The sequence below is a fragment of the Pseudobacillus sp. FSL P4-0506 genome (genome assembly GCF_038003025.1).
Lineage (GTDB): Bacteria > Bacillota > Bacilli > Bacillales > Domibacillaceae > Pseudobacillus.
The window spans coordinates 2,552,160-2,576,154 of sequence record NZ_JBBOOI010000001.1; the positions used below are offsets into that span (position 1 = coordinate 2,552,160).

A 23,995-nucleotide genomic window follows, 5' to 3' on the forward strand; every position below is an offset into this window, starting at 1 on the left:
ACAGTTAGTCATCAGTGACCAACTTGTCAGACAGCTCTTTTTGGCAATTAGGCCGTATGGTTATAAGCCGATTGCGGCAGCAGGCGGGCTGAAGCTAAGCGTTTACGTGCCTGAATACCGATCCAGGCAGCAAGAAAGGCTTTAATGATGCCCCCAATAATAAATGGGATAAATCCACTAGCAAAGGCTTCCACCCAGCCAAGTTCAGCGAAAATCTTTAACAAGACCGTACCGAAAGCGAGGTTAATCACCATGCCGATAATGTTGGCTAGAAAAGCTTGCAGCACAGTCGGTTTAGTTTTTTCAATATACCAGCCGATAAAGAAGGCCGATAAAACAAAGCTGATAATATATCCGCCCGTTGGACCGAAGATAATGCCCATTCCTCCGGACATACCTGAGAACACAGGAAGGCCGGCTGCCCCGATCAGCATGTATAAAAGAGCTGCCAGTGCTCCGTATCTGGAACCGAGAATGGTGGCTGCCAAACCGACCGCCAGCGTTTGTCCTGTAATAGGAACGAGTGGCAAAGGAATGGTAATTTGAGCAAAAATACCGATGATAGCAGCGAAAAGGGCGGCTGTTAGCATCATTCTTAATCTTTCGTGCTGAGCAGACATAAGAATCCCTCCAAATAAAATTAAACAAGCAATAAATGTTAACCTTATTTTAAATAAAGGCGACTCATTGTGTCAACGGCGTTTTTTGTTTATTTTTGAATAAAATTCATTATATGAAAAATTCAAATAAAGTCTTATTAAACAAAAGGCAATAGGAGCATTGAGGCATATGATCCCCTGCTAGTCACTAAACGACTGTAAGAATGACAGCTAGGGCATTAAAAATCGCATGAATGATCATTCCGGGGATAATTGATTTAGTCTTTTCATAAGTCCAGGAAAAGACGAGGCCGGATATGAAAGTAATCGGCAGAACATTGTATGTTGGAATATGGACGAGCATGAAGATAAAAGAACTGCCTATCATTCCAATAACCAGTCCATATTTGCTTCTTAACCAGCGGTAAAGAAAGCCGCGGTAAAGAATTTCTTCATACACAGGCGAAATGACAGCTGCTGAGATAAAACCAATCGTAAAATTAATAAAATTAAGATGAGATTGCAGGCTGTCAGTTTTTTTATTTTCATAGCCAAGCCCAAATAAATCTCCTACTATAATTAAAAAAATGCTGGCGATAATTAATACCATTGCCTAGCCGCCGATCGCCCCCCAATAAGTTTTTGGGAAACTGGATAAGCCGACTTCCTTCCAGGTAAGTCGCTGTGGTTTTAAAGGAAGGCAATAAACGGCCAATGTAAAGACAATAGACATGATAAAACCAGCGAGGATTCCGGCGTATAAATCATTTTGAAATGTGCTTTCCAAGTAATCGTTTAATAGATATTCAATAAAGAAGGGCACGATCACGAACACGAGTAAAAGAAGCTGGAGAGGTTCCTTCCGCTTCCATGGTGAATATTTAAAAAATAAAGGTTTCTCATTCATTCTTATTCCTCCCGTTACATTGTGATATAGTAAGTGTAAAAGGTGACGCCGCGTCACGTGGAAGCACTTTTTTAGGGGTGAGTGAAGTGAGATATTACTCTACAGGGGAAGTGTCAAAAAAATTAAATCTTTCTGTCCGGACGCTGCGATATTATGATCAAATCGATTTAGTGACTCCTTCATTTAAAAATGACCATGGAAAAAGGTTTTACAATGATGCAGATGTTCTGAAAATAGAGAAGGTGACAATTTTAAAAAGTCTCCAACTGCCGCTTAAAGATATAAAGAAAGTGTTATCCCAATTAACGATTGAGCAGTTGTTGAGCATACATAAGCAGTCATTGAGGCAAAACATAGCGGAGCTTGAACAAGCGGTGCTTCATACGAATACGCTGTTGAATATCTTAAAGGTGGAAGGGGATTTACAGTGGGAGCACTTAATTCCTTTAGTCAGAAAAGAAAGAAGCGATGAAAAAGAGAAAGGAAATTGGAATAAGTTCTTTGATGAGGAAGAGCAAAACACCCTGCAGGAGCAGCTTCCGAAACTGGAACAGGATGATAAGCTGATCAATAAGTGGATGAACTTATTGAAAAGGATTGACCTTTGTGTAGCTAAAAATATTGGCCCAGAATCAGAGGAGGGAAAGTTGATTGCTTCTGACGTTCTCTTACTGACAGATGAAATGTTTGCCGGAAATCGGGAGCTGGAAGAAAAGTTTTGGCGTGTACGGAAATCAGCAGATAAATCAGAGCTTCTAAATTTATATCCTATTAAAAAAGAGGTGATCTGTTTTTTGGAGGACGCTATTTACTTATTTGAACAAGCACGTGAATGAGGTGGTTATATAGTGAAAAAAGGAGTTGGAAGATCCACCGGTACATTTGGCGAGCTTGCCCAGGGAGAAAAGAATGGTCAGCCATTCCTATTTACGCTGCCTGTTCCCTTAACAAGCAAAGTATGGTTTGTTCCCACTCACTCTCCTGGTGTACGCAGTGACCATCCTTATAAGAGAAAAGCGATCTACGCTGCAGAGCTTGCATTGAAGAGAGCTGGGATGAGTGTAGGAGGAACATTATACTTTTCGTCACAAATTCCTGTCAGCAAAGGGATGGCAAGCAGCTCTGCGGATATAACTGCTGCCGTGCGCGCTGTCGCTATGAGTGTGGGGATAGACTTTACGGACTCAGCTATTGCAGAAATCGCTGCTGCTGTTGAACCGACAGATGGAGTTATGTATCAGGGCATCAATGCCGTGAACCAGAAAACAGGCGAACTGCTCTATTCTTATCCAAATTTCCCTGAGTTGTTTCTTATCGGTTATGACAGTGGGGGACGATTGAATACACAACAGTACTATAGGATGAAAGGTGAATATTCTGCTGCTGCAAAGCTGCAAATGGCTCAATTATTTGATGAAATGCACGACAGTCTCTTGTCCGGCAGTGTACCTGCCATTTTGTCTGCCGTCACGAAAAGCGCGAAGTTAAATGAGGAGCTGCTGCCTAAGCCTTTTTTCTCGTTGTTCGCTGAGCTGGCTAAAAGATTTGAATTGGGAGTCATTGTAGGTCACAGCGGGACCGTGATAGGCTTGCTGTGTCATAGATATGATCCTTCTTTTTTAGAAAAAATGTCTGCCGTCAAGCAGATCATTAAGCAGAAAACAGGCTGGAAGCCTTTCATTTCCGTGCCTGTACCTGCTTTATCTTCTTCTTCATAGTTCAACAAAAGAAACGTTATGTAAAATTTCCCTTGTCAAATGAATGAAGAACCTGCTAATCTAATAAAAGAGTTTGAAATTTAGAAAAATCAGGATGACATACATAAAAATTGAATAATAAGAAGAGAGTGCCCGGGAGAGTCATTTCTGGGATAATAGGGAAATCGGTGAAAGTCCGATGCAGCCCCCGCTACTGTAAACGGTGATGAAATTGTCAACAGCCACTGGCGTAATGCCGGGAAGGGACAAGAGTAAGTGGACCCGTAAGCCAGGAGACCTGCTTTCTTCTTCGAACCATCATTCTTCGGAGGGAAGAACAGGATGACTGTATGGAACGGTGTCGGTGCATTCGGCATGATTACTCGTTCCTTGAGTAGCTTATATACGTAGCTCTTAGTCCTTAACTTCTTCTGAAGTTAAGGACTTTTTTATTTTCCAAAAAGGAGTGGGGAATGTGGCGACATGGGATTTAACAGAAATGAACCATCATGTATTCATTTGCAATGGTTCGAGCTGTATGCGAAAAGGCGGAGAAGAGGTCACGCAGACAGTCAGAGAAGAAATAAAAAAACGGGAGCTTGATGTTCGGGTGCATACGACAAGAACAAGATGTAACGGCCGCTGTAAAGATGCTTGTGTCGTCATCGTTTACCCGGAAGGCACATGGTACCACGAGGTGGATGAACAGCTCGCAGAGAAAATTGTGGCTTCCCATCTCCAAGAAGGCCAGCCGGTTGAAGAAGCTGTCACGTACACTTATTACGAAAAAGGCATGATTCTTCAAAATGACCGTGTAACCGGTGTGGCCAAAGATAAAGAAAAGCAAACAGCCAAGTAAGCAGAGGAGGGCGAATAGAGTGAAGGGAAAATTATTGGTTGTCGGATTTGGACCGGGCAGCGCAGAGCACATTACAGAACGGGCCAAGGAAGCGCTAAAGGAAAGCGACTGTATTATCGGTTATAAAACATACGTCGATTTGATCGCAGACTTTATTGAGGGAAAAGAAATCATCAGCACCGGGATGTCAGAGGAAGTGAGCCGTGCACAGGCCGCTGTTAAATTAGCGGAAGAAGGAAAAACGGTGGCGGTCATTTCAAGCGGAGATGCCGGTGTCTATGGCATGGCAGGTCTTGTCTATGAAGTACTCGTTGAACAAGGTTGGAAAGAAGCGGACGGCGTGGGAGTAGAGATTGTACCGGGAATTTCGGCGATCAATTCCTGTGCTTCTCTTCTTGGGGCACCGGTTATGCACGATGCTTGCACAATCAGCTTAAGTGACCATCTAACGCCGTGGGATTTGATTGCCAAGCGGATAGAAGCAGCAGGGGCAGCTGATTTTGTCATCGCTTTATACAATCCAAAGAGCGGAAGAAGAACGAGACAAATTGCGGAAGCGCAGCGCATTTTATTAAAGCACCGTTCACCGGATACGCCAGTCGGCCTCGTCAAGAGCGCTTACCGGGAAAGAGAACAAGTGGTGATCACAGACTTGAAGAATATGCTGGATCATGATATCGGCATGCTGACGACCGTAATCATTGGCAATTCAACCACATTCCTTTACGACAACAAAATGATTACACCGAGGGGCTATCAGCGCAAATATACATTAACATCAGAAAAGCAGCCGCTAAAGCCGCACGAACGGTTGAAGCCGAAAAATGAGCCGTGGGCTCTTCATGGAGGGCAAGAGGAGAAAACAGACCTGTACAAGCTTGGAATGAAAGCGCTCCGCCTTTTAGATGGAAAAGACAAACAAGAGACAAGTCAGCCGCTGTTCAAGAGAAAAGTAGAATCCATTTTTGAAGTAGCTGTCAGCCCGGGAGTGGCGAATAAGGTGTTCTCGGCTGAGCAAATGCTCGTTCTTTCAAAAGCAGCCGGAGAAAAAGGGGCTATCGAATATACGCCTCATCACCAAGTAATTTTACGGGTGCCGACAGAAGATCCTCATCAAGTAACAGCTTCCTTAAAAGATGCCGGATTTTTGCTTTCACCTATTGGGGATGTTGCAACGGTGAAAGCCTGTGACTTCTGTGACGGAGAAAAGAAAGATGCAATTCCGTACGCTGAACTGCTTCATGAGAAATTTGACGGCTTAGAAATGCCGAAAGAACTAAAAATTGGATTGAATGGCTGCGGAATGGCCTGCTATGGAGCGGTGAAAGAGGATATCGGCATTGTATTTCGCAAAGGCAAATTTGATTTGTTTCTAGGGGCAAAGACAGTTGGACGTACGGCTCATGCTGGCCAGCCTGTTGCTGAAGGAGTCGAACCAGAGGCGCTCGTTCCGCTGCTGGAGGAGATTATTGCTGAATACAAAGAAAAAGGCCATCCAAATGAGCGATTCTTTAAATATTTTAAGCGTGTAAAAAGAATTCAAAACTTTGACTATCGCGACATGGAACCAAAAATAAATCTTGAACCTGCACCATGTGGGGATTAAAGGAGCGGAAAAGTATGAAGGCAATTTTATTTGTCGGCCATGGAAGCCGGGACCCAGAAGGAAATGAACAAATCAGACAATTTATCGATCAGCTTGTCCCGGAGCTCGCAAAGAATGTAATCTATGAAACTTGTTTTTTAGAGTTTGAACGGTCGAACATTGCTAAAGGGATCGATACATGTATTGCAAAAGGAGCAACATCTGTTGCGCTTGTCCCGCTCATGCTGCTGCCAGCGGGCCATTCTAAAATCCATATTCCTCATGAGATCGACGAAGCGAAGGAGAAATACCCTGCCGTCCAATTTACTTACGGCAAACCGATTGGCATTCATTATGAAGCGGTGGATATTTGCAAAAACCGCGTGTTGGAAACGGGTGAATACAAAGAAGGATCAGACGAGCAGACGGCTGTTATCCTGCTTGGACGAGGTGGCAGCGATGCTGATGCGAACAGTGATTTGTTCAAAATTACCCGACTTTTATGGGAAAAGCTGCCTGTTCCCATCATCGAGACGGCCTTTATTGGCGTCACTTCACCAAGCTTGGAGGAAACAGTAGAGAAAACGATCCGTCTTGGCGCCGAAAAAGTGATCATTCTTCCCTACTTTCTGTTTACCGGTGTGTTAATCAAGCGCTTGGAGAGCATGACGGAACAATTTCGCCTCGCCTATCCAGGAGTTTCTTTCTCTCTGGCAGAATACTTTGGCTTTCATCCGAAGTTAAAAACTGTCATTAAAGACCGGGTGGAAGAAGTGCTGAAAGGCGAAGTGTATATGAATTGTGACACATGTCAATACCGTTTTGAGGCGATGGAGCACATTGATCATCACCATCACCATCACCATGATCATGATGATCATCACCACGACCATGATCACCACCATGAACATAGCCACGGAGAAGAAAGTGAGGCGGCAACAGTTAAATGATTTTCTTTTTAGCGGGAACAAGCGATGCACGGGAGCTTGCGGTCGCTTTGCAGCAGGATGGCTATCCGCTGATTGCCTCCGTCGTAACAGAGAATGCGGCGAAAGAGCTGAAGCAGGTAAATGTTCCGGCATTTGCCGGACGCATGGATGCAGAAGCAATGCAGGCATTCGTATTGAAGAAAGAGGTATCGGCCGTTGTCGATGCGAGCCATCCATTTGCAGAAGAAGCATCCAAAAATGCGATGGAAGCCGCAGAACAGGCCGCCGTTCCTTATATTCGTTTTGAAAGAAAAGAGCAGAGCTTTACAGAATCGCCGCTCATTACATATGTGTCTACGTACGAGGAAGCGGCAGATAGAGCAGCTAAGACAAAAGGAACGGTTATGCTGACAACGGGAAGTAAGACATTGGCGACTTTTACCGAAAAACTGCTGCCAATGGAGGACATTCGCCTTGTGTGCCGGATGCTTCCGCGAAAAGACAATATGGAGAAATGTGAACAGCTTGGCCTGCCGCAAAAAAACATTGTCGCCATTCAAGGGCCATTCACAAAAGCTTTTGACCAGGCGCTGTATGAACAATATGACGTAAAATGCATGGTCACGAAAGCGAGCGGCCAAAGAGGATCAGTTGATCAGAAAATTGAAGCGGCCAAAGAACTTGGCATCGAAACAATTGTCATCGAGCGGCCGGCAATTGACTATAAAAACCGTTGTTCGAGCTTCGAAGAAGTACGGGACATGCTTCACAAATTAGAGATTAGAGGGGGAGAACGAATTGGATTTTAAAACAGAATTTAAGCCGGAAACGGTTCAACCAATGGAAATTGAAGGACTTAGCTTTGACATTATTACAGAAGAATTTGGCCCGCATTCGCTGACGGATGAAGAATACAAAGTCGTGCAGCGTGTTGTACATGCTTCAGCTGATTTTGAGCTTGGAAAAAGCATGCTGTTTCATCCGGATGCGATTCAAGCGGGCATCCAGGCCATCCGGAATGGAGAACGCATTATTTGTGACGTGCAAATGGTGCAATCAGGTGTCAGCAAGCCGAGAATCGAAAAATTTGGCGGAAGCATCCACGTCTATATTTCTGATGAAGACGTAATGGAGGAAGCGAAGCGATTAAATACAACAAGAGCGATTGTTTCGATGCGTAAAGCGACAGCGGAAGCTGACGGTGGTATCTATGCCATCGGCAATGCACCAACCGCTTTGCTTGAACTGATTCGTCTTGTGAAAGAGGGAATCGCCAAGCCAAGCCTTGTCATTGGTTTGCCTGTCGGCTTTGTCTCAGCGGCTGAATCAAAAGAAGAGCTGGCCAAGCTAGATATTCCTTATATTACGAACATTGGAAGAAAAGGCGGAAGCACAGTGACTGTTGCTGCTGTCAACGCTTTGTCCCTGCTCGCGCAAAAAGCATGACAATGAAAACGCAAGAAAAGAAAGAAGAGAAGCCGCTTCGAAAAGGCTATACGACCGGTGCCTGCGCGACCGCTGCTGTCCAGGCGGCATTGGTTTCACTGCTGTCCGGGGAAAAACAAGAAACCGCCACCATCTATCTTCCGGCCAAGGTGTTCGCCACTTTTGCTGTTGAGCAGTGCGAAGTAAAGGAAGATCGGGCGATAGCATCTATAAAAAAAGATGCCGGCGATGATCCGGATGTTACACATGGAGCCATTATTTATGCGGAAGTCATTTTAAAAAAAGAACCCGGCATTGAGCTGGACGGCGGGGAAGGGGTAGGCCGGGCAACGAAGCCAGGTCTTGCAGTCGAAGTTGGCCAGGCAGCGATTAACCCGGTACCAAGAAAGATGATTTTATCAGAAGCGGAAAAAATCTTAGCGGATTTTAAGCGGACGGAAGGCTTAAAAATTATTATCTCGGTTCCTGGCGGGGAAGAGATGGCGAAAAAAACGCTCAATGGGCGGTTAGGTATCATCGGAGGCATTTCGATTTTAGGGACACGTGGGATCGTCATGCCTTTTTCTACCGCCGCTTATAAAGCGAGCATTATTCAGGCGATACAAGTAGCGCGGGCTGGCGGCTGTGACCATGTAGCTATTACAACGGGTGGGCGCAGCGAGAAATATGCAATCCAGCAGCTTCCGGGATTGAAAGAAGAAGCATTTATTGAAATGGGTGACTTTATCGGGTTTACCTTGAAGCATTGCAAACGACTGGGCATTAAGCGAATATCCATGATCGGCATGATGGGCAAGTTTTCCAAGGTCGCCCAGGGAGTCATGATGGTTCATTCGAAAAGTGCCCCTGTTGATTTTAACTTCTTGGCTGAAACAGCACTGCAGGCGGGGGCTTCTCCGGAGGAAGCAGAAGAAGTCAGAGGAGCCAATACGGCTTCTCATGCCGGGGAGTTAATGGCGGCAGCCGGTCATTATCGCTTTTTTGATATTCTTTGTGCCAGCTGCTGCGAGCATGCGCTCAAGGAAGTAGGCGGCGGAATGGAGATCGAAACCACTTTATACACGTTTAAAGGTGAATGTTTAGGAAAGGCGGAGCGTCATGGGTGAACGAATAAAGATTATTGGCATAGGGGACGACGGCCGGACAGGCTTGCCGGCTCTTTATGAAAAGTGGATCAGCGAGGCGGACTTATTAGCCGGGGGGGAACGGCAGCTCGCCTTTTTTCCTGACTATGCGGGAGAGACCTTCACGATTAAAGGAAATTTGCGGGAATTAAAGGAAAGGCTGAAAAAACCTCAGCAAGGAAAAATCGTCGTACTTGCTTCCGGTGATCCGCTGTTTTATGGGGTCGGCGGTTATCTATCCAAAGAAGCAGAAGCAGATATTTACCCGCAGCCGAGTTCGGTGCAGCTCGCTTTTGCCAGGATGGGCGAAAGCTGGAGCGATGCAGCCGTCATTAGCTTGCATGGCCGGAAAATCACGGGTCTTGCCCAGCGGATTGACGGCAAGGAAAAGATCGCTTTGTTAACGGATGACGTCAATTCTCCTCAGGCGATTGCCCGGTATTTAACATCTTTCGGGATGAATGAGTATCAAGCATTCGTAGCTGAGAACCTTGGCGGCGAACAGGAACGCTGCCGCTGGCTGTCATTAACGGAGATGGAAAAGTCGGAATTCTCACCGTTGAACGTAGTGATTTTAAAGCAGATAGAGAAGCCGAAACAATGGCCTCTTGGCATTCCTGATGAAGAGTTTGCCCAAAGAAAGCCGGATAAGGGCTTGCTGACGAAAAAGGAAATTCGTGTCCTTACCATCGGCCAAATGAATCTTCATGAAAACAGCATTGTTTGGGATATCGGTACATGTACCGGCTCAGTTGCCATTGAAGCGGCCAAAATTGCTTCAGAAGGGGCGGTCTACGCCATTGAAAAGAATGAAGAGGATCTTGAAAATGCCAGAGAAAACTTTGCAAAGTTCCGGACAGACATTACCGCAGTGCATGGTAAAGCACCGGATGGACTAGAAAGCTTTCCTGATCCGGATTCGGTGTTTATCGGCGGAACCGCTGGAAATATCAATGGGATTTTTGACGAGTGCTGCAGCCGTTTAAAAGACGATGGGACGATTGTGATGAATGTCGTGACCCTTGAAAATTTATACGAGGCGCAGCAGGCACTTAAAGAGCGTGGCTTTCAAGTAGATATCACACTCGCCCAAATAGCGAGAAGCAAACCGATTTTGCATTTAACGAGAATGGAAGGATTGAACCCGATTTACATCATTACAGCAAAGAGGCAGAAGGAGGACCAGTCATGACGACAGGCACATTATATGGGGTAGGTGCAGGACCCGGCGATCCGGAACTGATTACAGTGAAAGCTTTTCGAGCATTACAGGAATCGCCCGTTATTGCTTATCCGAAAAAAAGAAAAGGCAGCAAGAGCTATGCACGAAAAATCATCGATGCGTATGTGAATCCATCCGAAAAGGATATGCTCGGCCTCGTGTTTCCAATGACGAAGGATCCAGCGATTTTGGAGCGAGAATGGAATGCGACAGCGGAAGCGGTATGGGAAAAGCTGAGTGAAGGAAAAGATGTCGCATTTATTACCGAAGGGGACCCGCTTCTCTACAGTACGTTTATACATATGATGAATGTGATGAAGGAGCGCTACGGGGATGTCAGCATGAAAGTCATTCCGGGCATCTCCTCTATCAACGGAGCTGCGGCACGGCTATCACTACCGCTCGCGGATGGAGATGACCTCGTTGCTATTGTGCCGGCGAAGGATGACTATGAGGCAATGAAAAGAGCGATTGAAGAGCACGATTGCGTCATTTTCATTAAAGTGGCGAAAGTGATTGATTTAATGCTTCGTATTTTGAAAGAGCTAGACTTAACCGATAAGGCAAAAGTCGTTTCCAAAGTAACATCAGAAGAAGAAATTGTTTGGAGCATGGAAGAGCTGGAAGGCGCGGAGCCGGAATATCTGACTTTAATGGTGGTGAGAAAATGAGGCTGTTTATCGTCGGAGCGGGCCCGGGAGCGGCAGATTTGATTACAGTGAGAGGGCTTCGGCTCATTAAAGAGGCGGATGTCATTTTATACGCGGATTCCCTTGTCAATGAAGAAGTGTTCCGGGAAGCGAAACCGGAAGCGGAAATTTTAAAGACGGCCGGTATGCATTTGGAAGAAATGGTTGACACAATGATTGATCATTTGCAGGCGGGCAAGAAAGTCGTCCGGCTTCATACCGGAGACCCGGCTGTATACGGGGCGATTATGGAGCAAATGGCGCTCTTAAAAGAAAAAGGCGTCGAAATTGAAATTGTGCCCGGTGTCAGCTCGGTCTTTGCAGCGGCGGCTAGTGCGGGCGCGGAATTAACGATTCCTGATCTGACACAAACCGTTATTTTAACGAGAGCGGAAGGACGCACGCCAGTTCCAGAGCGAGAAAAGCTAGCTGATTTAGCGAAGCATCACTGCACGATTGCTTTTTTCCTTAGCGCCACGCTGACTAAAAAAGTTATGAGAGAATTAATGGACGTCGGCTGGGCACCGGAAACGCCGGTGGCAGTCGTCTACAAAGCAACGTGGCCGGATGAAAAAATCGTCCGTACGACTATAGAGAATCTGGATGAGGATATGAGAAAAAACGGCATTCGCAAACAAGCGATGATTTTAGCAGGCTGGGCGCTTGATCCTGCCATTCATGAAAAGGATTTCCGCTCCAAATTGTATGACAAAGAGTTCACGCACGGCTACCGCCGGGGGGTGAAGTCGTGACTGTAAAGACAGAAACAGACCATCTGCCTAAGGTGATAGCAAGAGGGGACTATGCCGTTGTAGCGATTACAAAGCACGGCACCCAGCTTGCCAGAAAAATCAACGCCGTCTTTCCGGGCAGCGATCTTTACTATATGAAAAAGTTTGAGCAGGGCGATGAAGGAGAACGGGGGATTACACTGTTCGAGGGTTCTGTCCGTTTGCTGCTGCCTGAGCTATTTGCCAAGTACCGGGGGTTGATTCTCATCATCTCTTTGGGGGCTGTCGTCCGGATGATTGCTCCTATCCTGAAGGATAAAAAGACGGACCCTGGTGTGGTCGTTGTTGATGATAAAGGGGAGCACGTAATCAGTGTTCTTTCAGGACATATCGGCGGGGCGAATGAGCTGGCGCGGGAAGTCGCCACACTAATCGGAGCCTATCCGGTAGTGACAACAGCTTCTGATGTGCAAAAAACAATTCCAGTTGATTTATTTGGTCGCCGCTTCGGCTGGGTATGGGAATCGGATGAAAAGCTGACTCCGGTGAGCGCAGCGGTAGTGAATGAAGAAAAGGTAGCAGTTGTGCAGGAAAGCGGAGAGAAAAATTGGTGGATGTATGATACGCCGATGCCGGATACAATTCATGTTTTTTCCTCGATCCAGAAAGCGATCGCTGAAAATCCAGCTGCCGCTCTTGTTGTCACGCATCGGCAGCTGGAAAAAGCAGAAGAGGCGATTTTAACGAATGGCGTGCTGTTTCGGCCAAAGGTGCTCGTTCTCGGCATCGGCTGCAACCGCGGCACATCGGCAGAAGAAATTGAGCAGGTCATCAGCACGACGCTCGATGAGTTGAAGGTAAGCATCAAAAGTGTCAAGGCGATCGCAACGATCGACTTGAAAAAAGATGAAGTTGGGCTGCTTGAAGTAGCACGAAAACACCGTTGGGAATTTGTTTATTATAAGCCGGAAGAATTGAACCAAAAAGCAATTTCTCAGCCGTCGGACACGGTCTATAAGTTCACCGGCGCCTACGGTGTCAGTGAACCGGCTGCTATGCTTTACAGCGGAAATGATCAGCTGCTGCTCGCAAAAAAGAAATCAGGAAATGTGACTATTTCGGTCGGGCTCATTTCCTATCAGTAAGGAGGAAGAAAGATGAGCCAGAGAAGAATTATGATCGCCGGAACAAGCAGCGGAGCAGGCAAAACAACGGTCACGCTTGGCTTAATGGCGGCTTTTCACGCACGGGGCCGCATCGTGCAAGGGTTCAAATGCGGGCCGGATTATATTGATCCGGCTTATCATACAGCGGTTACCGGCAGGCCGTCCCGAAATTTGGACAGCTGGATGATGGATCGAGAAACGGTAAGAGAAGTGTATGCCAGAGGAGCGTCCGGGGCTGAGCTTTCTATTATGGAAGGAGTTATGGGCTATTTCGATGGACGGGATCCGCTCACGGATGAGGGCAGCTCGGCGGACCTTAGCGCCCTGCTTGATTGTCCGGTTTTATTAGTCGTCAATTGTGCCAGCATGGCGCGAAGTGCAGCCGCTATTGTGAAAGGGTTTCAGGCCATGGACAAGGCTGGGAAGATTGCCGGCGTGATTGCGAACCGGGTCGGGAGTGAAAGCCACTATCAAATCGTAAAAGCAGCGATTGAACAAGAGTGTGGGCTGCCGGTTGTCGGCTACTTAAAGAAAAATATAGAAGTGACTATTCCGGAGCGGCATCTCGGTCTTGTGCCGTCGGTAGAAAGAGGAGAGCTGGATGAGCTGTTCCAAGAACTCGGTGAACTCATAACTGCGACGCTCGATTTAGATGGCATTTGGAAGATCGCAGAAACCACTAAAATCAAAGAAAAGGATGCCTCTATTTTTGCCAAGGATAAAGCGGCGACCGTTAAAATTGCCATTGCCAGAGACGCTGCTTTCAATTTTTATTATGAAGAGAATTTGGAATTACTGAAGGCAAAAGGAGCCGAGCTTTCTTTTTTTTCACCGCTTGCTGATGAGCCGGTTCCGCAAGGTGTTTCCGGTTTGTATATTGGCGGGGGCTTTCCAGAAGAGTTTGCTGCTCGGCTTGCTGAGAATAAAAAGACCAAACACTCCATTCGTCTTGCTGTGCAAAATGGACTGCCAGTGCTGGCTGAATGCGGCGGTTTTATGTATTTAACGGAGTCCATTGAAGATACAGACGGACACATTTATCCGATGGTTGGTGTCATTCCAGGCAAAGTGAAAATGCAGAGAAAGCTCGCAGCCCTTGGTTACCGTGAATTAACTGGATTGCGGCCGAACTTTCTTTTGCCTGTCGGTGAAAAGGCCAGAGGCCATGAATTTCACTATTCTACCTTTTCAACAGAAGATCCGCTGCCGACAGCCTGGAAATCTGTTGGAAGGAGAGGAGAGAAAGAAGAAGGCTGCCTTTTCAACAATGTAGCTGCCAGCTATGTTCACTTTCACTTCGCTTCTTCGCCAGAAATAGCCGGGCGATTTGTAACGGCATGTGAAAAGTATAGAGAAGAACAACGGGCGATCGGGAGTGAGAACTATGCTTTATCCGGCGATGCTTAACATTACCGGTAAAAAAGCGGTCGTTGTCGGAGGAGGACCGGTGGCAGCCCGAAAAGTGCGTTCTTTAGCAGCGGCCGGTGCACAGATTGAAGTGATCAGCCCTGAGGTGTCGGAAGCGATGAGTCAGCTGCTTGGCTGCAACGGGGTGAGGTGGCTAAGAAAAGAGTTTTCGCCATCTGATTTGGTGGGGGCCTTTATTATTATTGCAGCGACGAACAGCAGGGAAACCAATCAGCTCGTTAATAAAAGCACTTCTCCCCACCAGCTCGTTAACCTGGCAGATGATCCGGAGGAAAGCAGCTTTATCGTGCCAGCTTCTTTCCAAAAAAATAAGCTTTCTATAGCAGTAAGCACGCATGGAGCAAGCCCGGCGTTGAGCAAAAGGATCGTTCAGGAGCTGAGAGAGCAGTTCGATGATGAATACATTTCTTATTTGTCCTTTCTTGATAAATGCCGGGCTGCCATTAAACAATCCTTTTCTGATCCCTCTATTCGGCAACTGGTGTTTAAAGAACTTGCCAGTCCTGCTTTTGAAAAAAGAGCGAAGGTAGCTTCCTGTTCGGAAAGAGAACAACTGCTTGAAGAGGTATTAACAGATTGGAGGGAAAATAATGAATAAAGGAAAAGTGTTTTTAGTAGGAGCGGGTCCCGGTGATCCGAAATTAATCACTGTAAAAGGAATGGAGTGCCTTCAAGCAGCAGATGTTATTGCTTATGACCGACTTGTGAATAAAGAATTGCTTGCTTATGCGAAGAAGGGAGCCGAACTGATTTTTTGTGGAAAGCTCCCTGGCAAGCACGCACTTATTCAAGAGCAGATTAATCGCCTCCTTGTGGAAAAAGCGGAACAGGGTTTGATTGTTGTCCGCTTAAAAGGAGGAGATCCGTGTGTGTTTGGCCGGGTCGGGGAAGAAGCGGAGGAGCTGGCCAACAGCGGCATCCCCTTTGAAATTGTCCCGGGCATTACAGCTGGCATCGCCGCTCCTGCCTATGCGGGCATCCCCATAACCCATCGTGATCATGCCTCAAGCTTTGCGATCGTTACCGCACACGGCCGGGAGCAAAAAGGTGAAGATCATATTAACTGGGAGGCGCTGGCCCAGGGAATTGATACGATTGCTTTTTATATGGGGGTCGGCAATTTGCCCCATATATGCTCACAGCTGATCCACCATGGGAAAAAGCCTTCCACGCCTGTAGCTCTCATCGAGTGGGGAACGACTACTGTGCAGCGGACGGTGACAGGAGAGCTGTCGACGATAGAGCAAAAAGCGAAAGAACATCAGATAACGAATCCTGCTATTGTACTTGTTGGCGAGGTTGTCGGGCTTAGAGAAAAAATCAGCTGGTTTGAGGACGCAATTCTCAAACAGCCAATGACTCTATAGGATAAAAATTAAATACTTAGAAGGTGACAGTATGGGTAACTTAAATAAATTAGTGATCGTGACAGCCGTTTTTGCCTGTTATTTTTGGATGAGTTCTATTCAGCCTGTCGCTGCCATGCATATTATGGAAGGGTTTCTCCCCTTAAAATGGGCGCTTTTTTGGTGGGTACTTGCTATTCCATTTATCGCTGCCGGTATAAGGTCCATTCAAAAAACAATCAAACAGCATCCGGAAACGAAAATGATGCTCGGTCTTGCTGGTGCCTTTACATTTGTGTTGTCCGCTTTAAAGATTCCATCCGTGACAGGAAGCAGCTCTCATCCAACTGGTGTTGGGCTCGGAACCGTTTTATTTGGCCCGCTCGCAATGGCTGTCCTTGGAACGATTGTTTTGTTGTTTCAGGCGCTCCTTTTAGCTCACGGCGGATTAACTACACTCGGGGCCAATGCTTTTTCTATGGCTATAGCCGGCCCGCTTATCACGTATGCTGTTTATAAAGGCTGTCGGAAAATGAACATCAGTTTTGCAGTAGCCGTATTTTTAGCTGCTTTTTTGGGAGATTTGGGCACATATACGGTGACGTCTCTCCAATTGGCGCTCGCTTTTCCAGCAGAAGTAGGCGGTGTATTCGCCTCATTCGTTAAATTTGCCGGCATTTTCTCTCTGACACAAGTGTCGCTCGCCTTATGTGAAGGGATTCTCACTGTGATTGTTATGAATTGGCTGCTGAAATATAATGAAAATGAATTAAAGCAACTGAGTATTGTAGGGAAGGGAGCCTAAGCGATGAAAAACATTCTTTTGCTCATACTGGTTGTTGGTCTCGCTGTTATACCGCTTATTATAAATAAAACGGCTGAATTCAATGGTGCTGACGGCGAAGCAGAAGAAGCGATTACAGAGATTAACCCGGATTATAAGCCCTGGTTTGAATCTTTATGGGAGCCGCCAAGCGGAGAAGTGGAAAGCTTGCTGTTTGTTTTACAGGCGGCTGTCGGGGCATTATTTATCGGTTACTTTATCGGCTCCAGCCGAATGAAAAAGAAATTGGAAGAGAAAGCGGCTGAGCACCTGCAATGAAAGTGATCGATTACTATGCTCATCATAATCGCCTCGCAGATTGGCATCCGGTGGAAAAAGCGTTGTTTGCTTTTTCCCATTTGTTTTTAGTGCTATTTTTAAAAAATCTTTTCGTTTCCGTTTTTGTCTTCTTTTTGATGAGCCTAATCGCTGTATTGGGTGCAGGAATCCCTTGGAGACGCTATTTCGCTTTATTGTGTCTGCCACTTGTTTTTTTGCTATTGAGCATTCTTCCTCTCCTAGTGTCTATTGCTCCGGCCGGAACAGATACAGCTGCCTTTATTGAGAGTGAGAATGTTTTAGGGTGGCATGCCTACATTTCCCTTTCAGCGGTTGAACAGGCGACTGTTTTATGTCTGTCTGCCTACTCAGCGGTCAGCTGTATGTACTTTTTTATTTTAACGACGCCTTTTCAGGGAATCGCCTTTGCTCTGTACACCTTGCGTCTGCCGTCATTATTTGTTGATCTGACTGCTGTTACTTATCGGTTTATTTTTGTGCTGGCAGCGAAAGCGGAGGAAACCTACAAAGCGCAAAAGTCACGGGCTGGCTATAGCGGCTGGCGTTCTTCTCTCCATTCACTATCCAGTTTAACGGCCAATTTATTCGTACAGACGATGAGAGACGCAAAGGAAGTACAATTTGCTGCAGACGCCCGTGGAGGGGCAGAGGCAGTGGAACGGCACAGTATTGAATACTCGCTTCGGCCTTATGCATGGGCGATTGCCATACTATTCTTCTCTCTGTCATGCAGCATCGGCGTGCTTTTTTAACAACGGGCAAAGGATGTCTTAAAATGATCGAATTAAAAAATGTTAGCTACAATTATACAGATGGCACAAAAGCACTCAGCTCTGTTTCGCTGGCAATCACTCCTGGACGAAAGATTGCGGTACTCGGTAATAACGGAGCAGGAAAGTCCACACTTTTTCTTCATATGAATGGATTGCTTCGACCGGCAGAAGGAGAAATTTTATTTAATGGGAAACCGCTTATTTATAAGCGAAAACAGCTGCAGGAGTTGCGCAGACAAGTGGGCGTAGTCTTTCAAAATCCCGATACCCAGTTGTTTTCTCCAACGGTTCGAGAAGATATCCTATATGGGCCACGAAACTTGGGATGGGATCATGAGCGAGTAGAGCAGATGGCAAGGCAAGCAATGGAAAAAACCGGCGTGATTGAATTCCAGCATAAGCCACCGCATTTTTTAAGTCTTGGACAAAAAAAGAGAGCTGCCATTGCAAGTGTTGTTGCTATGGAACCAAGATTGCTTATCCTTGATGAACCAACAGCTGGACTGGATCCTTATTACGCTAAAAAAATTATGCAGCTGCTAAGCGAATTACATAATGAGGAAACGACTGTCATGCTTTCTACACACGATGTGGATTTTGCCTATGAGTGGGCGGATGAGGTATTGATTATGCAGCAAGGGGGCATTCGGGCATTCGGAGAGGCAGGTCACATATTTAAGAAGAAAGAATTGCTAGAAGAGTGTTATTTGGAACAGCCATGGGTTATCGGCGTGTTTGCCGCCCTGCAAGAGAAGGAGAAAAGTGCAGCAGAAACAGCCCCTAAATCCAAAAGAGAACTGCTTGACTGGATCAAACAAGAAAAAAAGAAGGATAGAGATATTTTCACAGAGCGCATGCTTCTTAAATAGAAGTTATGCGCTTTTTATAGGAGAAAATAACTGTTCATCCATAAAAAGGTACCCATCTTGACTTCAAATTGATATGATAAAGAAAAGTGTCTTTCTTTTGAAAAAGTAAATAGGGAAGACTATTGGATTATTTTTGAGGAGGTCATCCGCATGCAAAAGTACAGAAGGAGAAATACCACGGCCTTTACAGTACTGTCTTATTTTACGTTTTTTGCGGGAGTTTTCTTATTTAGCGTCGGCCTTTATAATGCTGATATGCAGCTTAATGAAAAAGGATATTATATTGCTGTGATGATTTTGGTGGCAGTTGGGGCGATTTTAACGCAAAAAGTAACACGAGACAACGCAGAAGATAATGAAATTATCGCTGAACAAGAAAGAGAAAGGCAGCAAGGGATATCATCGATATCTAAAAAGGTAGACTAACCACAACATAACAAATTTGCTTCCATCCGCTCTTTGTGGAATCTTTTTTCTGTCATTTTTCGCAGTGCAACGGAAAAAATAAAGATGTCTTACGAAGAGATTTTGTATAAAAGGGATGGTAGCAGAATGAATCAAACATGCTTTTATTGTGACGACGACTTAGAGCAGCAGCGTGTTCATTACATCTCATTTTTTCATGAAAATAAAGAACGTGAAGAAATGATGTGTGAGTATTGCTACTCTGAATGGCTTCAAGGAATAAAGGGATAAAACGTAAATAAGAGGCTTGCCCGGAAAGGTGGATTCCAGGCAAGCCTCTACATGTTAAACGAGCTTCATTTGCGATTGAATGACTCCTAAATGCATTCCTTCATGGAATAAAAGGAAGTTCAATAAGTCGTCAATGGATTCGAGTTTAAGCGGACCGATCATAATCTCATTCGCTGGCTGATCCGACAGGCGACTGTCTAAATGTTGCTGCATCCGTTTTTGCTGATCAACAAGCAGGTGGATAATGTCTTCTTTCGATGGGACAGTATCCGGCCAATCCGAGGGCTTCGTGCCCGGGCTGAAAAATGGAGCATATTTCTGTATGTTTGTTTCTAAGTCAGGAGCAGCTTTCGTCATTAAGGCCTCCATGACAAGATAAATGTGTCCAGCATTCCATCTGATCGTATTGGGAAAGCCTTCAGGCTGCTGGTCCCATTTACCTTCATCAATTTTCTCTAATGTGTTTACTGTTGCTGTGCGTGCGAAATTTACGCGTTCCCAAATAGCCATAAACATTCCTCCATTTACATTTTCTCTTTTATTATAAAACAAAAAACAAAAAAAGCCCGTTTCAAGAACTGCCCACACAAAAAAGCTGCTCCTATATTCCATATTTTAGAGCAGCTTTTTTACAAAAGTATTTATTTTTCTTAAGCATCAGCCATTGAGCTTATTTTTAGCTTTACCGACCGTGTCTTGGAATTTGCCTTTGAGCTGATCCACTTTCCCTTCTGATCTTATTCGCTCATCACCGGTCATATTTCCCCACGCTTCTTTGGCTTCACCTTTCATTTTGTTTCCCATGCCTTTTAGCTTGTCTTCCATCCCATTGTCTCTCATTATAAAACCTCCATTCTAGTATCATTAATTTAAATTGAAGAATAGTTACTTTATTCCCTCTATTAGATAGATCAAACATACTGAAAAATGTAAAAAAAATACATTTGAAATAGATCTCCTTGAAAAAAACTATCCAGTATAGGAAAATAAATACAGAAAATGTTTTTGCAAAAAGAGCGTCAATCAATAGATTTGAAAGAATTTTCAAACAATATTTTCTGGGAAATGTTCATTAAGCAAAGGGCAGAAGGAAGTGAGAAGATGAAAATCATACTGATGAGGCATGGAAAGTCTGAGCACGCTGATCGGTTCCCCATTTCTTGCACCGATTTTGCCAAATGGGTGGATGATTATGATAAAGCTGGAATTATTCAAGAAACCGCCGTTCCGGAATCAACGAAATTACAAGCACAAGAAGCGAATCTAATCGTTACTAGTACTCTCTGCCGTTCGATCCAATCGGCAAAGAGGTTAGAAGGAAAGGCTCCTATCTTATCGGATGTGCTCTTTCGGGAAGCAGAAATGCCGGTTACTTCTTTTTCTTTTTTTGATATAAAGTTGCCGCCGTCCTTTTGGGCGATCTGCCACAGATGCGGATGGCTGGCGGGATATAAAGGAAAGAGGGAATCAATACAGGAGGCGAGAGAGAGGGCAGCCCAAGCAAGCAATCGCTTAATTCAGTTAGCCGCAGAGCACGAGCGTGTGCTCTTAGCAGGACACGGGGTTTTTAACCAGTTTATTGCCCGGGAACTATTAAGAGCAGGATGGAGGGGAGAGCGTAAAACTGGGCGGCATCAGTGGAGCTGTACAAGCTATACATATAAGGAACCGGAAAATCGACAAGGCCGCTTGTCTCGATTGTCATAAAAGATAGAATTTTGCCAAAAAGTGAAAGAGTTTCCCGGTGGACAATAGACAAGATAAGTATTAAGAAAAGAGGAAAATGTGATGAAGAAATTTGAAATCCCCTCATTAAATGAAGAGATGGGCCGGCAAGTATCTGACTATATTAACACGTTAACGAAGCCTATTGGCAGTCTTGGAAGGCTAGAGGATCTGGCGATTGAACTGGCAAAAATAACAGGCAAGCCGTTTCCAGAAGTGTTGCCGCCCGGCGTGATTGTATTTGCAGCCGATCATGGAATAGTGCAAGAAGGGGTATCTGCTTTTCCGCAAGAGGTCACTGCTCAAATGGTAGAAAACATGGTGAACGGCGGAGCAGCAATTAATGTCTTCAGTCGCCAAATTGGCGCACAGTTTAAAGTCGTGGATGTAGGAGTGGCTGCTGATGTAGTGGATGAAGGGGTCATTCACAAAAAAGTGAGGCGGGGTACGGCAAGCTTTTTAAACGAAGCGGCTATGACAAGAGAAGAAGCCATTCAAGCTCTTTCAGTTGGCTATGAAGAAGCAAAAGGTTTTATGGAGACCGGCATGAAATGTTTAATTGTCGGAGAAGTAGGCATTGGCAACACAACAGCGAGCAGCGCAGTTTTGGCTTGTTTGACCGGCATAAAACCAGAAGAAATTGTTGGTCAGGGCACGGGTATTTCTAAGGAGCAGCTTGAAAGAAAAATAAAAGTAGTGAAGCAAGCAATAGATAGAAGACAACCTGATCCGCAAGATGCGATTGACCTTGTAGCAAATATAGGAGGATTGGAAATGGCAGCAATGGCTGGAGCGATGCTGGCAGCCGCAGAACGGAGGATTCCTATCCTTCTCGATGGATTTATTTGCACGGTATCCGCTTGTATTGCTCATTTGCTTGCTCCTGTCTCGTCAGATTACATGATTGTCTCTCATCAGTCTGCTGAACCAGGGCATTCAGTGGCTGTTCAGTATTTAAAGAAACGGCCTATTTTGCAATTAGGTATGCGGCTTGGAGAAGGCAGCGGGGCTGCGGTTGCTTTTCCAATATTAGAAGCGGCTGTGAACATGACAGCAGAGATGGCCACGTTTGCCAAAGCAAACGTCTCGAATAAAACAGCGGCTTCTATAACTATTAACAAATAAAAACATAACTATTAATAGAGGAAGAGGAGAACTAATATGTTAATCGGTACCATCAAGGAAATCGTTCGGCATCCCGTAAAGTCCTTTCGCGGAGAGAGCGTGCAGAAAACCAAGATAATGGGCTACGGCTTATATGGCGACCGCAGTCATGCACTTTTAGATAAAAGCAGGGCAGGAAAATTCCTGACGATTACTCAATTTCCGGAAATGGTTCGCTATCAAGCAAAGTTTATGGGGGAAGAGCTAAACGATGAATATCCTGAGGTTCAGGTAACAACGCCAGAGGGGAAGGTTATGAACTGGGGGGAAGAAGAGTTATTGAAAGAGCTCGAAGGACGAGCAAAAAAGGAAATTTCTACTGTAGTGTATTCTCCCACTCACGTCCCTTTAGGAGCCATTGAAGAGGAACATATTCAATTGGTGACAGATGCTTCTTTGAATCAATTGATGGACATGTGGGGGGAAGAAGAGATTGATTACAGGCGTTTTCGTCCTAATTTACTTTTATCATTAAAAGATAAAATTCCTTTTGCTGAAGAAAACTGGTTTGGCAAACGACTCAAGATTGGGCAGGAAGTGGAGATTCAATTAAACAGGCATTGCGAGAGATGTATGATTATTACCGTTGACCCTGATAGTGCTGAGAGAAATGCTTCCTTGCTTAAAACTATCGTAAAAGAAAGAAATAACTTTTTCGGAGTATATGCTTCTGTTGTGAAGACAGGCGACATTCAAGTCGGAGATGACGTGTTTTTGATTGACTAGAGGCTAACATAAAGAGCGTTTCTGCAAAAGAAACGCTCTAGACTATAGATAAAGGATTTTCTAGGAGCGTGCTTAAACAACAGGATCGTCAAATGGAGGTATTTCTTTAATCTTTATAATAGCGAATATAATTATAGTTTGAAGTAGGAATGCTTTCTGTTACGTTTCCTTGGCTGTCTGTATAAACTTCGTATTCGCGATATGTTTCAACCACATAATCATCTATCTCCTCGCGATTGACTAACTTCTCTTCCAGTTTGAAATTCCTAGGCTGGAACTGCTCTTTTTGTTCTTTTGACTCAGCTATTACCGGTGTGCTTCCTGGTTCCACGGCGGTTAAAGAAGTTTTTTCCTCCAAAAGCTTTTGGGAAGAAAAATCAAAGCTTGAAGCCGCTATAAGGAGAATTAAAAGAATGGGCAATAGAATAAACTTAAACTTGTTATTCATGGAATTCTTCCTTTCTTGTCCAACATGAAGTTTTGCTCATTCTTATGTGAATGACTGCTTTAATATTCGTATGAGAAGCAGATTTCTTTTTTCGCGAACGGCAGAAAGGATAAATTTGTGTCTTTCTCGAACGTCTTAAAAGGTCAAACGAAATAAACACTTGAATGCTGGCATTTAATATAAATGATGCGATAGAGGTTTTTATTCATTCGACGCTCGGATAAAAGGGGACTTGAGAGGTTGAAAATAAAATAATGGGAGAGAGAAATGAACAATGTAAAAATAAAGCTCATCGGTGTGCTGTTGTTTGCTTTTGTGCTGTTACTTACAGGGTGCGCGGAGAATACAGCCGAGCCAAGCCCGACATTTGAGGCTAAGGGCAAGCTTCTCTACGGGGAAAAGGGGAAGTTTGGGATGGTTAAATTAAATGGAGAAAGCGGGGAGCCGGAATTTACTGTAGAAAAAGGCGGGCATTATCAGCTTTATTTTCTTGATGACTCCACGGGAATAAACGGAGAGGGATATAGCATGACAGCTACTCATGAAGAGACAGGAAAAAAGATTCAACTTTATAAAGCCATGATTGAAAATGAGCAAAGCGGAGCGAAATTGGCATTTGATCAACGAGGTTTGTGGGACATAAGTGTAGCGGTCGATAAAGAACCATATGCAAGTTTTATCGTCGAAGTAGAGTAAGGGAAAGAGACCTCACATTGGCTGAATAAAAAATCAAAGGCTTGGAA

31 protein-coding genes and 1 riboswitch are annotated in these 23,995 nt (G+C 45.0%); of the genes, 25 read left to right on the forward strand and 6 right to left on the reverse strand.

Annotated elements, in window-relative coordinates; translation table 11 throughout:
- Positions 1–47: 47 nt before the first annotated feature.
- The 3 genes from MKZ02_RS12880 to MKZ02_RS12890 all read right to left on the reverse strand — a co-directional run bounded on the left by MKZ02_RS12880 (position 48) and on the right by MKZ02_RS12890 (position 1,506).
- A complete protein-coding gene (locus tag MKZ02_RS12880; RefSeq protein ID WP_340853893.1) occupies positions 48–620 on the reverse strand; it encodes a biotin transporter BioY in 573 nt (190 codons plus the stop codon).
- A 187-nt stretch (positions 621–807) separates the two neighbouring features.
- Positions 808–1,209 (reverse strand): CPBP family intramembrane glutamic endopeptidase, encoded by a 402-nt coding sequence (locus MKZ02_RS12885; protein WP_340853894.1) that lies wholly within the window; start codon positions 1,207–1,209, stop codon positions 808–810.
- 3 nt (positions 1,210–1,212) lie between these two features.
- Complete coding sequence (locus MKZ02_RS12890) at positions 1,213–1,506, reverse strand: hypothetical protein (protein WP_340853895.1); 294 nt, start codon at positions 1,504–1,506, stop codon at positions 1,213–1,215.
- A gap of 86 nt (positions 1,507–1,592) precedes the next feature.
- Between MKZ02_RS12890 and MKZ02_RS12895 the strand changes: the two genes are divergently transcribed.
- The 21 genes from MKZ02_RS12895 (at position 1,593) to MKZ02_RS12995 (ending at position 19,189) form a co-directional block, all read left to right on the forward strand.
- Positions 1,593–2,342 carry a MerR family transcriptional regulator gene (locus tag MKZ02_RS12895; RefSeq protein ID WP_340853896.1) on the forward strand — a complete coding sequence of 250 codons (750 nt, stop codon included), beginning with the start codon at positions 1,593–1,595 and terminating at the stop codon, positions 2,340–2,342.
- Between the two features lie 12 nt (positions 2,343–2,354).
- On the forward strand, positions 2,355–3,224 hold the full coding sequence (locus MKZ02_RS12900) for a GHMP family kinase ATP-binding protein (RefSeq protein ID WP_340853897.1): 870 nt from the start codon (positions 2,355–2,357) through the stop codon (positions 3,222–3,224).
- Between the two features lie 109 nt (positions 3,225–3,333).
- A riboswitch (cobalamin riboswitch) is annotated at positions 3,334–3,523 on the forward strand.
- A 155-nt stretch (positions 3,524–3,678) separates the two neighbouring features.
- On the forward strand, positions 3,679–4,062 hold the full coding sequence (locus tag MKZ02_RS12905) for a (2Fe-2S) ferredoxin domain-containing protein (RefSeq protein WP_340853898.1): 384 nt from the start codon (positions 3,679–3,681) through the stop codon (positions 4,060–4,062).
- 19 nt (positions 4,063–4,081) lie between these two features.
- Entirely contained in the window at positions 4,082–5,668 is a 1,587-nt protein-coding gene (gene cobJ, locus MKZ02_RS12910; protein WP_120031698.1) for a precorrin-3B C(17)-methyltransferase, read from the forward strand.
- Between the two features lie 14 nt (positions 5,669–5,682).
- The gene (locus MKZ02_RS12915) at positions 5,683–6,597 is read left to right on the forward strand and encodes a sirohydrochlorin chelatase (protein ID WP_340853899.1); all 915 of its coding nucleotides are present in this window, start codon (positions 5,683–5,685) and stop codon (positions 6,595–6,597) included.
- A complete protein-coding gene (gene cobK / locus MKZ02_RS12920; RefSeq protein WP_340853900.1) occupies positions 6,594–7,385 on the forward strand; it encodes a precorrin-6A reductase in 792 nt (263 codons plus the stop codon). Before MKZ02_RS12915 ends, cobK begins: the two co-directional genes overlap by 4 nt.
- Complete coding sequence (locus MKZ02_RS12925; protein WP_120031689.1) at positions 7,375–8,022, forward strand: precorrin-8X methylmutase; 648 nt, start codon at positions 7,375–7,377, stop codon at positions 8,020–8,022. Before cobK ends, MKZ02_RS12925 begins: the two co-directional genes overlap by 11 nt.
- The gene (locus MKZ02_RS12930) at positions 8,019–9,128 is read left to right on the forward strand and encodes a cobalt-precorrin-5B (C(1))-methyltransferase (protein WP_406908615.1); all 1,110 of its coding nucleotides are present in this window, start codon (positions 8,019–8,021) and stop codon (positions 9,126–9,128) included. The genes MKZ02_RS12925 and MKZ02_RS12930 overlap by 4 nt, the downstream gene beginning before the upstream one ends.
- Positions 9,121–10,338: a precorrin-6y C5,15-methyltransferase (decarboxylating) subunit CbiE gene (gene cbiE / locus MKZ02_RS12935; RefSeq protein WP_340853902.1), complete on the forward strand. Its 1,218-nt coding sequence runs from the start codon at positions 9,121–9,123 to the stop codon at positions 10,336–10,338. The genes MKZ02_RS12930 and cbiE overlap by 8 nt, the downstream gene beginning before the upstream one ends.
- The gene (cobI, locus tag MKZ02_RS12940; protein WP_340853903.1) at positions 10,335–11,039 is read left to right on the forward strand and encodes a precorrin-2 C(20)-methyltransferase; all 705 of its coding nucleotides are present in this window, start codon (positions 10,335–10,337) and stop codon (positions 11,037–11,039) included. The genes cbiE and cobI overlap by 4 nt, the downstream gene beginning before the upstream one ends.
- A complete protein-coding gene (gene cobM / locus MKZ02_RS12945; RefSeq protein ID WP_340853904.1) occupies positions 11,036–11,809 on the forward strand; it encodes a precorrin-4 C(11)-methyltransferase in 774 nt (257 codons plus the stop codon). The genes cobI and cobM overlap by 4 nt, the downstream gene beginning before the upstream one ends.
- Entirely contained in the window at positions 11,806–12,933 is a 1,128-nt protein-coding gene (locus MKZ02_RS12950) for a cobalt-precorrin 5A hydrolase (RefSeq protein WP_340853905.1), read from the forward strand. The genes cobM and MKZ02_RS12950 overlap by 4 nt, the downstream gene beginning before the upstream one ends.
- A gap of 12 nt (positions 12,934–12,945) precedes the next feature.
- Complete coding sequence (locus MKZ02_RS12955) at positions 12,946–14,361, forward strand: cobyrinate a,c-diamide synthase (RefSeq protein WP_340853906.1); 1,416 nt, start codon at positions 12,946–12,948, stop codon at positions 14,359–14,361.
- Positions 14,339–14,980 carry a precorrin-2 dehydrogenase/sirohydrochlorin ferrochelatase family protein gene (locus tag MKZ02_RS12960; RefSeq protein ID WP_340853907.1) on the forward strand — a complete coding sequence of 214 codons (642 nt, stop codon included), beginning with the start codon at positions 14,339–14,341 and terminating at the stop codon, positions 14,978–14,980. Before MKZ02_RS12955 ends, MKZ02_RS12960 begins: the two co-directional genes overlap by 23 nt.
- Entirely contained in the window at positions 14,973–15,749 is a 777-nt protein-coding gene (cobA, locus tag MKZ02_RS12965; protein ID WP_340853908.1) for a uroporphyrinogen-III C-methyltransferase, read from the forward strand. The genes MKZ02_RS12960 and cobA overlap by 8 nt, the downstream gene beginning before the upstream one ends.
- 88 nt (positions 15,750–15,837) lie before the next feature.
- Positions 15,838–16,533 (forward strand): energy-coupling factor ABC transporter permease, encoded by a 696-nt coding sequence (locus MKZ02_RS12970; RefSeq protein ID WP_340856393.1) that lies wholly within the window; start codon positions 15,838–15,840, stop codon positions 16,531–16,533.
- Positions 16,534–16,536: 3 nt separating this feature from the next.
- A complete protein-coding gene (locus tag MKZ02_RS12975) occupies positions 16,537–16,830 on the forward strand; it encodes an energy-coupling factor ABC transporter substrate-binding protein (RefSeq protein WP_340853909.1) in 294 nt (97 codons plus the stop codon).
- Positions 16,827–17,603, forward strand: coding sequence for a cobalt ECF transporter T component CbiQ (gene cbiQ, locus MKZ02_RS12980; protein ID WP_340853910.1), 777 nt, complete (start codon positions 16,827–16,829; stop codon positions 17,601–17,603). Before MKZ02_RS12975 ends, cbiQ begins: the two co-directional genes overlap by 4 nt.
- Before the next feature lie 23 nt (positions 17,604–17,626).
- Positions 17,627–18,493 carry an energy-coupling factor ABC transporter ATP-binding protein gene (locus MKZ02_RS12985; protein ID WP_340853911.1) on the forward strand — a complete coding sequence of 289 codons (867 nt, stop codon included), beginning with the start codon at positions 17,627–17,629 and terminating at the stop codon, positions 18,491–18,493.
- Between the two features lie 150 nt (positions 18,494–18,643).
- Positions 18,644–18,919 (forward strand): YiaA/YiaB family inner membrane protein, encoded by a 276-nt coding sequence (locus MKZ02_RS12990; RefSeq protein WP_120031665.1) that lies wholly within the window; start codon positions 18,644–18,646, stop codon positions 18,917–18,919.
- A gap of 126 nt (positions 18,920–19,045) precedes the next feature.
- Entirely contained in the window at positions 19,046–19,189 is a 144-nt protein-coding gene (locus MKZ02_RS12995) for a hypothetical protein (RefSeq protein WP_182916943.1), read from the forward strand.
- A gap of 54 nt (positions 19,190–19,243) precedes the next feature.
- On the opposite strand, the gene MKZ02_RS13000 is transcribed toward MKZ02_RS12995, so the two are convergent.
- Positions 19,244–19,699 carry a DinB family protein gene (locus MKZ02_RS13000; RefSeq protein WP_340853912.1) on the reverse strand — a complete coding sequence of 152 codons (456 nt, stop codon included), beginning with the start codon at positions 19,697–19,699 and terminating at the stop codon, positions 19,244–19,246.
- Between the two features lie 147 nt (positions 19,700–19,846).
- Complete coding sequence (locus MKZ02_RS13005; protein WP_340853913.1) at positions 19,847–20,029, reverse strand: CsbD family protein; 183 nt, start codon at positions 20,027–20,029, stop codon at positions 19,847–19,849.
- 261 nt (positions 20,030–20,290) lie between these two features.
- Here MKZ02_RS13005 and MKZ02_RS13010 point away from each other — a divergent pair, with 261 nt between their 5' ends.
- The 3 genes from MKZ02_RS13010 to MKZ02_RS13020 all read left to right on the forward strand — a co-directional run bounded on the left by MKZ02_RS13010 (position 20,291) and on the right by MKZ02_RS13020 (position 22,804).
- Positions 20,291–20,896, forward strand: a complete 606-nt coding sequence (locus tag MKZ02_RS13010) for a histidine phosphatase family protein (protein ID WP_340853914.1) — start codon at positions 20,291–20,293, stop codon at positions 20,894–20,896.
- Positions 20,897–20,977: 81 nt separating this feature from the next.
- Positions 20,978–22,039 carry a nicotinate-nucleotide--dimethylbenzimidazole phosphoribosyltransferase gene (gene cobT, locus MKZ02_RS13015; RefSeq protein WP_340853915.1) on the forward strand — a complete coding sequence of 354 codons (1,062 nt, stop codon included), beginning with the start codon at positions 20,978–20,980 and terminating at the stop codon, positions 22,037–22,039.
- Between the two features lie 36 nt (positions 22,040–22,075).
- Positions 22,076–22,804: an MOSC domain-containing protein gene (locus tag MKZ02_RS13020; protein ID WP_340853916.1), complete on the forward strand. Its 729-nt coding sequence runs from the start codon at positions 22,076–22,078 to the stop codon at positions 22,802–22,804.
- Between the two features lie 106 nt (positions 22,805–22,910).
- Here the strand turns inward: MKZ02_RS13020 and MKZ02_RS13025 are convergent, their stop codons facing one another.
- The gene (locus MKZ02_RS13025) at positions 22,911–23,252 is read right to left on the reverse strand and encodes a hypothetical protein (protein ID WP_120031655.1); all 342 of its coding nucleotides are present in this window, start codon (positions 23,250–23,252) and stop codon (positions 22,911–22,913) included.
- Positions 23,253–23,519: 267 nt separating this feature from the next.
- On the opposite strand from MKZ02_RS13025, the gene MKZ02_RS13030 reads away from it, so the two are divergent.
- Positions 23,520–23,948, forward strand: a complete 429-nt coding sequence (locus tag MKZ02_RS13030) for a hypothetical protein (protein ID WP_340853917.1) — start codon at positions 23,520–23,522, stop codon at positions 23,946–23,948.
- The last annotated feature ends 47 nt before the right edge of the window (positions 23,949–23,995 follow it).

What these genes read in the sequence shown, in the direction of transcription:
- MKZ02_RS12880 (WP_340853893.1), bottom strand. Translation starts at nt 620, where the DNA reads ATGTCTGCTCAGCACGAAAGATTAAGAATGATGCTAACAGCCGCCCTT.
- MKZ02_RS12885 (WP_340853894.1), bottom strand. Translation starts at nt 1,209, where the DNA reads ATGGTATTAATTATCGCCAGCATTTTTTTAATTATAGTAGGAGATTTA.
- MKZ02_RS12890 (WP_340853895.1), bottom strand. Translation starts at nt 1,506, where the DNA reads ATGAATGAGAAACCTTTATTTTTTAAATATTCACCATGGAAGCGGAAG.
- MKZ02_RS12915 (WP_340853899.1), top strand. Translation starts at nt 5,683, where the DNA reads ATGAAGGCAATTTTATTTGTCGGCCATGGAAGCCGGGACCCAGAAGGA.
- cobK (WP_340853900.1), top strand. Translation starts at nt 6,594, where the DNA reads ATGATTTTCTTTTTAGCGGGAACAAGCGATGCACGGGAGCTTGCGGTC.
- MKZ02_RS12930 (WP_406908615.1), top strand. Translation starts at nt 8,019, where the DNA reads ATGACAATGAAAACGCAAGAAAAGAAAGAAGAGAAGCCGCTTCGAAAA.
- cbiE (WP_340853902.1), top strand. Translation starts at nt 9,121, where the DNA reads ATGGGTGAACGAATAAAGATTATTGGCATAGGGGACGACGGCCGGACA.
- cobI (WP_340853903.1), top strand. Translation starts at nt 10,335, where the DNA reads ATGACGACAGGCACATTATATGGGGTAGGTGCAGGACCCGGCGATCCG.
- cobM (WP_340853904.1), top strand. Translation starts at nt 11,036, where the DNA reads ATGAGGCTGTTTATCGTCGGAGCGGGCCCGGGAGCGGCAGATTTGATT.
- MKZ02_RS12955 (WP_340853906.1), top strand. Translation starts at nt 12,946, where the DNA reads ATGAGCCAGAGAAGAATTATGATCGCCGGAACAAGCAGCGGAGCAGGC.
- MKZ02_RS12960 (WP_340853907.1), top strand. Translation starts at nt 14,339, where the DNA reads ATGCTTTATCCGGCGATGCTTAACATTACCGGTAAAAAAGCGGTCGTT.
- cobA (WP_340853908.1), top strand. Translation starts at nt 14,973, where the DNA reads ATGAATAAAGGAAAAGTGTTTTTAGTAGGAGCGGGTCCCGGTGATCCG.
- MKZ02_RS12970 (WP_340856393.1), top strand. Translation starts at nt 15,838, where the DNA reads ATGAGTTCTATTCAGCCTGTCGCTGCCATGCATATTATGGAAGGGTTT.
- MKZ02_RS12975 (WP_340853909.1), top strand. Translation starts at nt 16,537, where the DNA reads ATGAAAAACATTCTTTTGCTCATACTGGTTGTTGGTCTCGCTGTTATA.
- cbiQ (WP_340853910.1), top strand. Translation starts at nt 16,827, where the DNA reads ATGAAAGTGATCGATTACTATGCTCATCATAATCGCCTCGCAGATTGG.
- MKZ02_RS12985 (WP_340853911.1), top strand. Translation starts at nt 17,627, where the DNA reads ATGATCGAATTAAAAAATGTTAGCTACAATTATACAGATGGCACAAAA.
- MKZ02_RS12990 (WP_120031665.1), top strand. Translation starts at nt 18,644, where the DNA reads ATGCAAAAGTACAGAAGGAGAAATACCACGGCCTTTACAGTACTGTCT.
- MKZ02_RS12995 (WP_182916943.1), top strand. Translation starts at nt 19,046, where the DNA reads ATGAATCAAACATGCTTTTATTGTGACGACGACTTAGAGCAGCAGCGT.
- MKZ02_RS13000 (WP_340853912.1), bottom strand. Translation starts at nt 19,699, where the DNA reads ATGGCTATTTGGGAACGCGTAAATTTCGCACGCACAGCAACAGTAAAC.
- MKZ02_RS13005 (WP_340853913.1), bottom strand. Translation starts at nt 20,029, where the DNA reads ATGAGAGACAATGGGATGGAAGACAAGCTAAAAGGCATGGGAAACAAA.
- MKZ02_RS13010 (WP_340853914.1), top strand. Translation starts at nt 20,291, where the DNA reads ATGAAAATCATACTGATGAGGCATGGAAAGTCTGAGCACGCTGATCGG.
- cobT (WP_340853915.1), top strand. Translation starts at nt 20,978, where the DNA reads ATGAAGAAATTTGAAATCCCCTCATTAAATGAAGAGATGGGCCGGCAA.
- MKZ02_RS13020 (WP_340853916.1), top strand. Translation starts at nt 22,076, where the DNA reads ATGTTAATCGGTACCATCAAGGAAATCGTTCGGCATCCCGTAAAGTCC.
- MKZ02_RS13025 (WP_120031655.1), bottom strand. Translation starts at nt 23,252, where the DNA reads ATGAATAACAAGTTTAAGTTTATTCTATTGCCCATTCTTTTAATTCTC.
- MKZ02_RS13030 (WP_340853917.1), top strand. Translation starts at nt 23,520, where the DNA reads ATGAACAATGTAAAAATAAAGCTCATCGGTGTGCTGTTGTTTGCTTTT.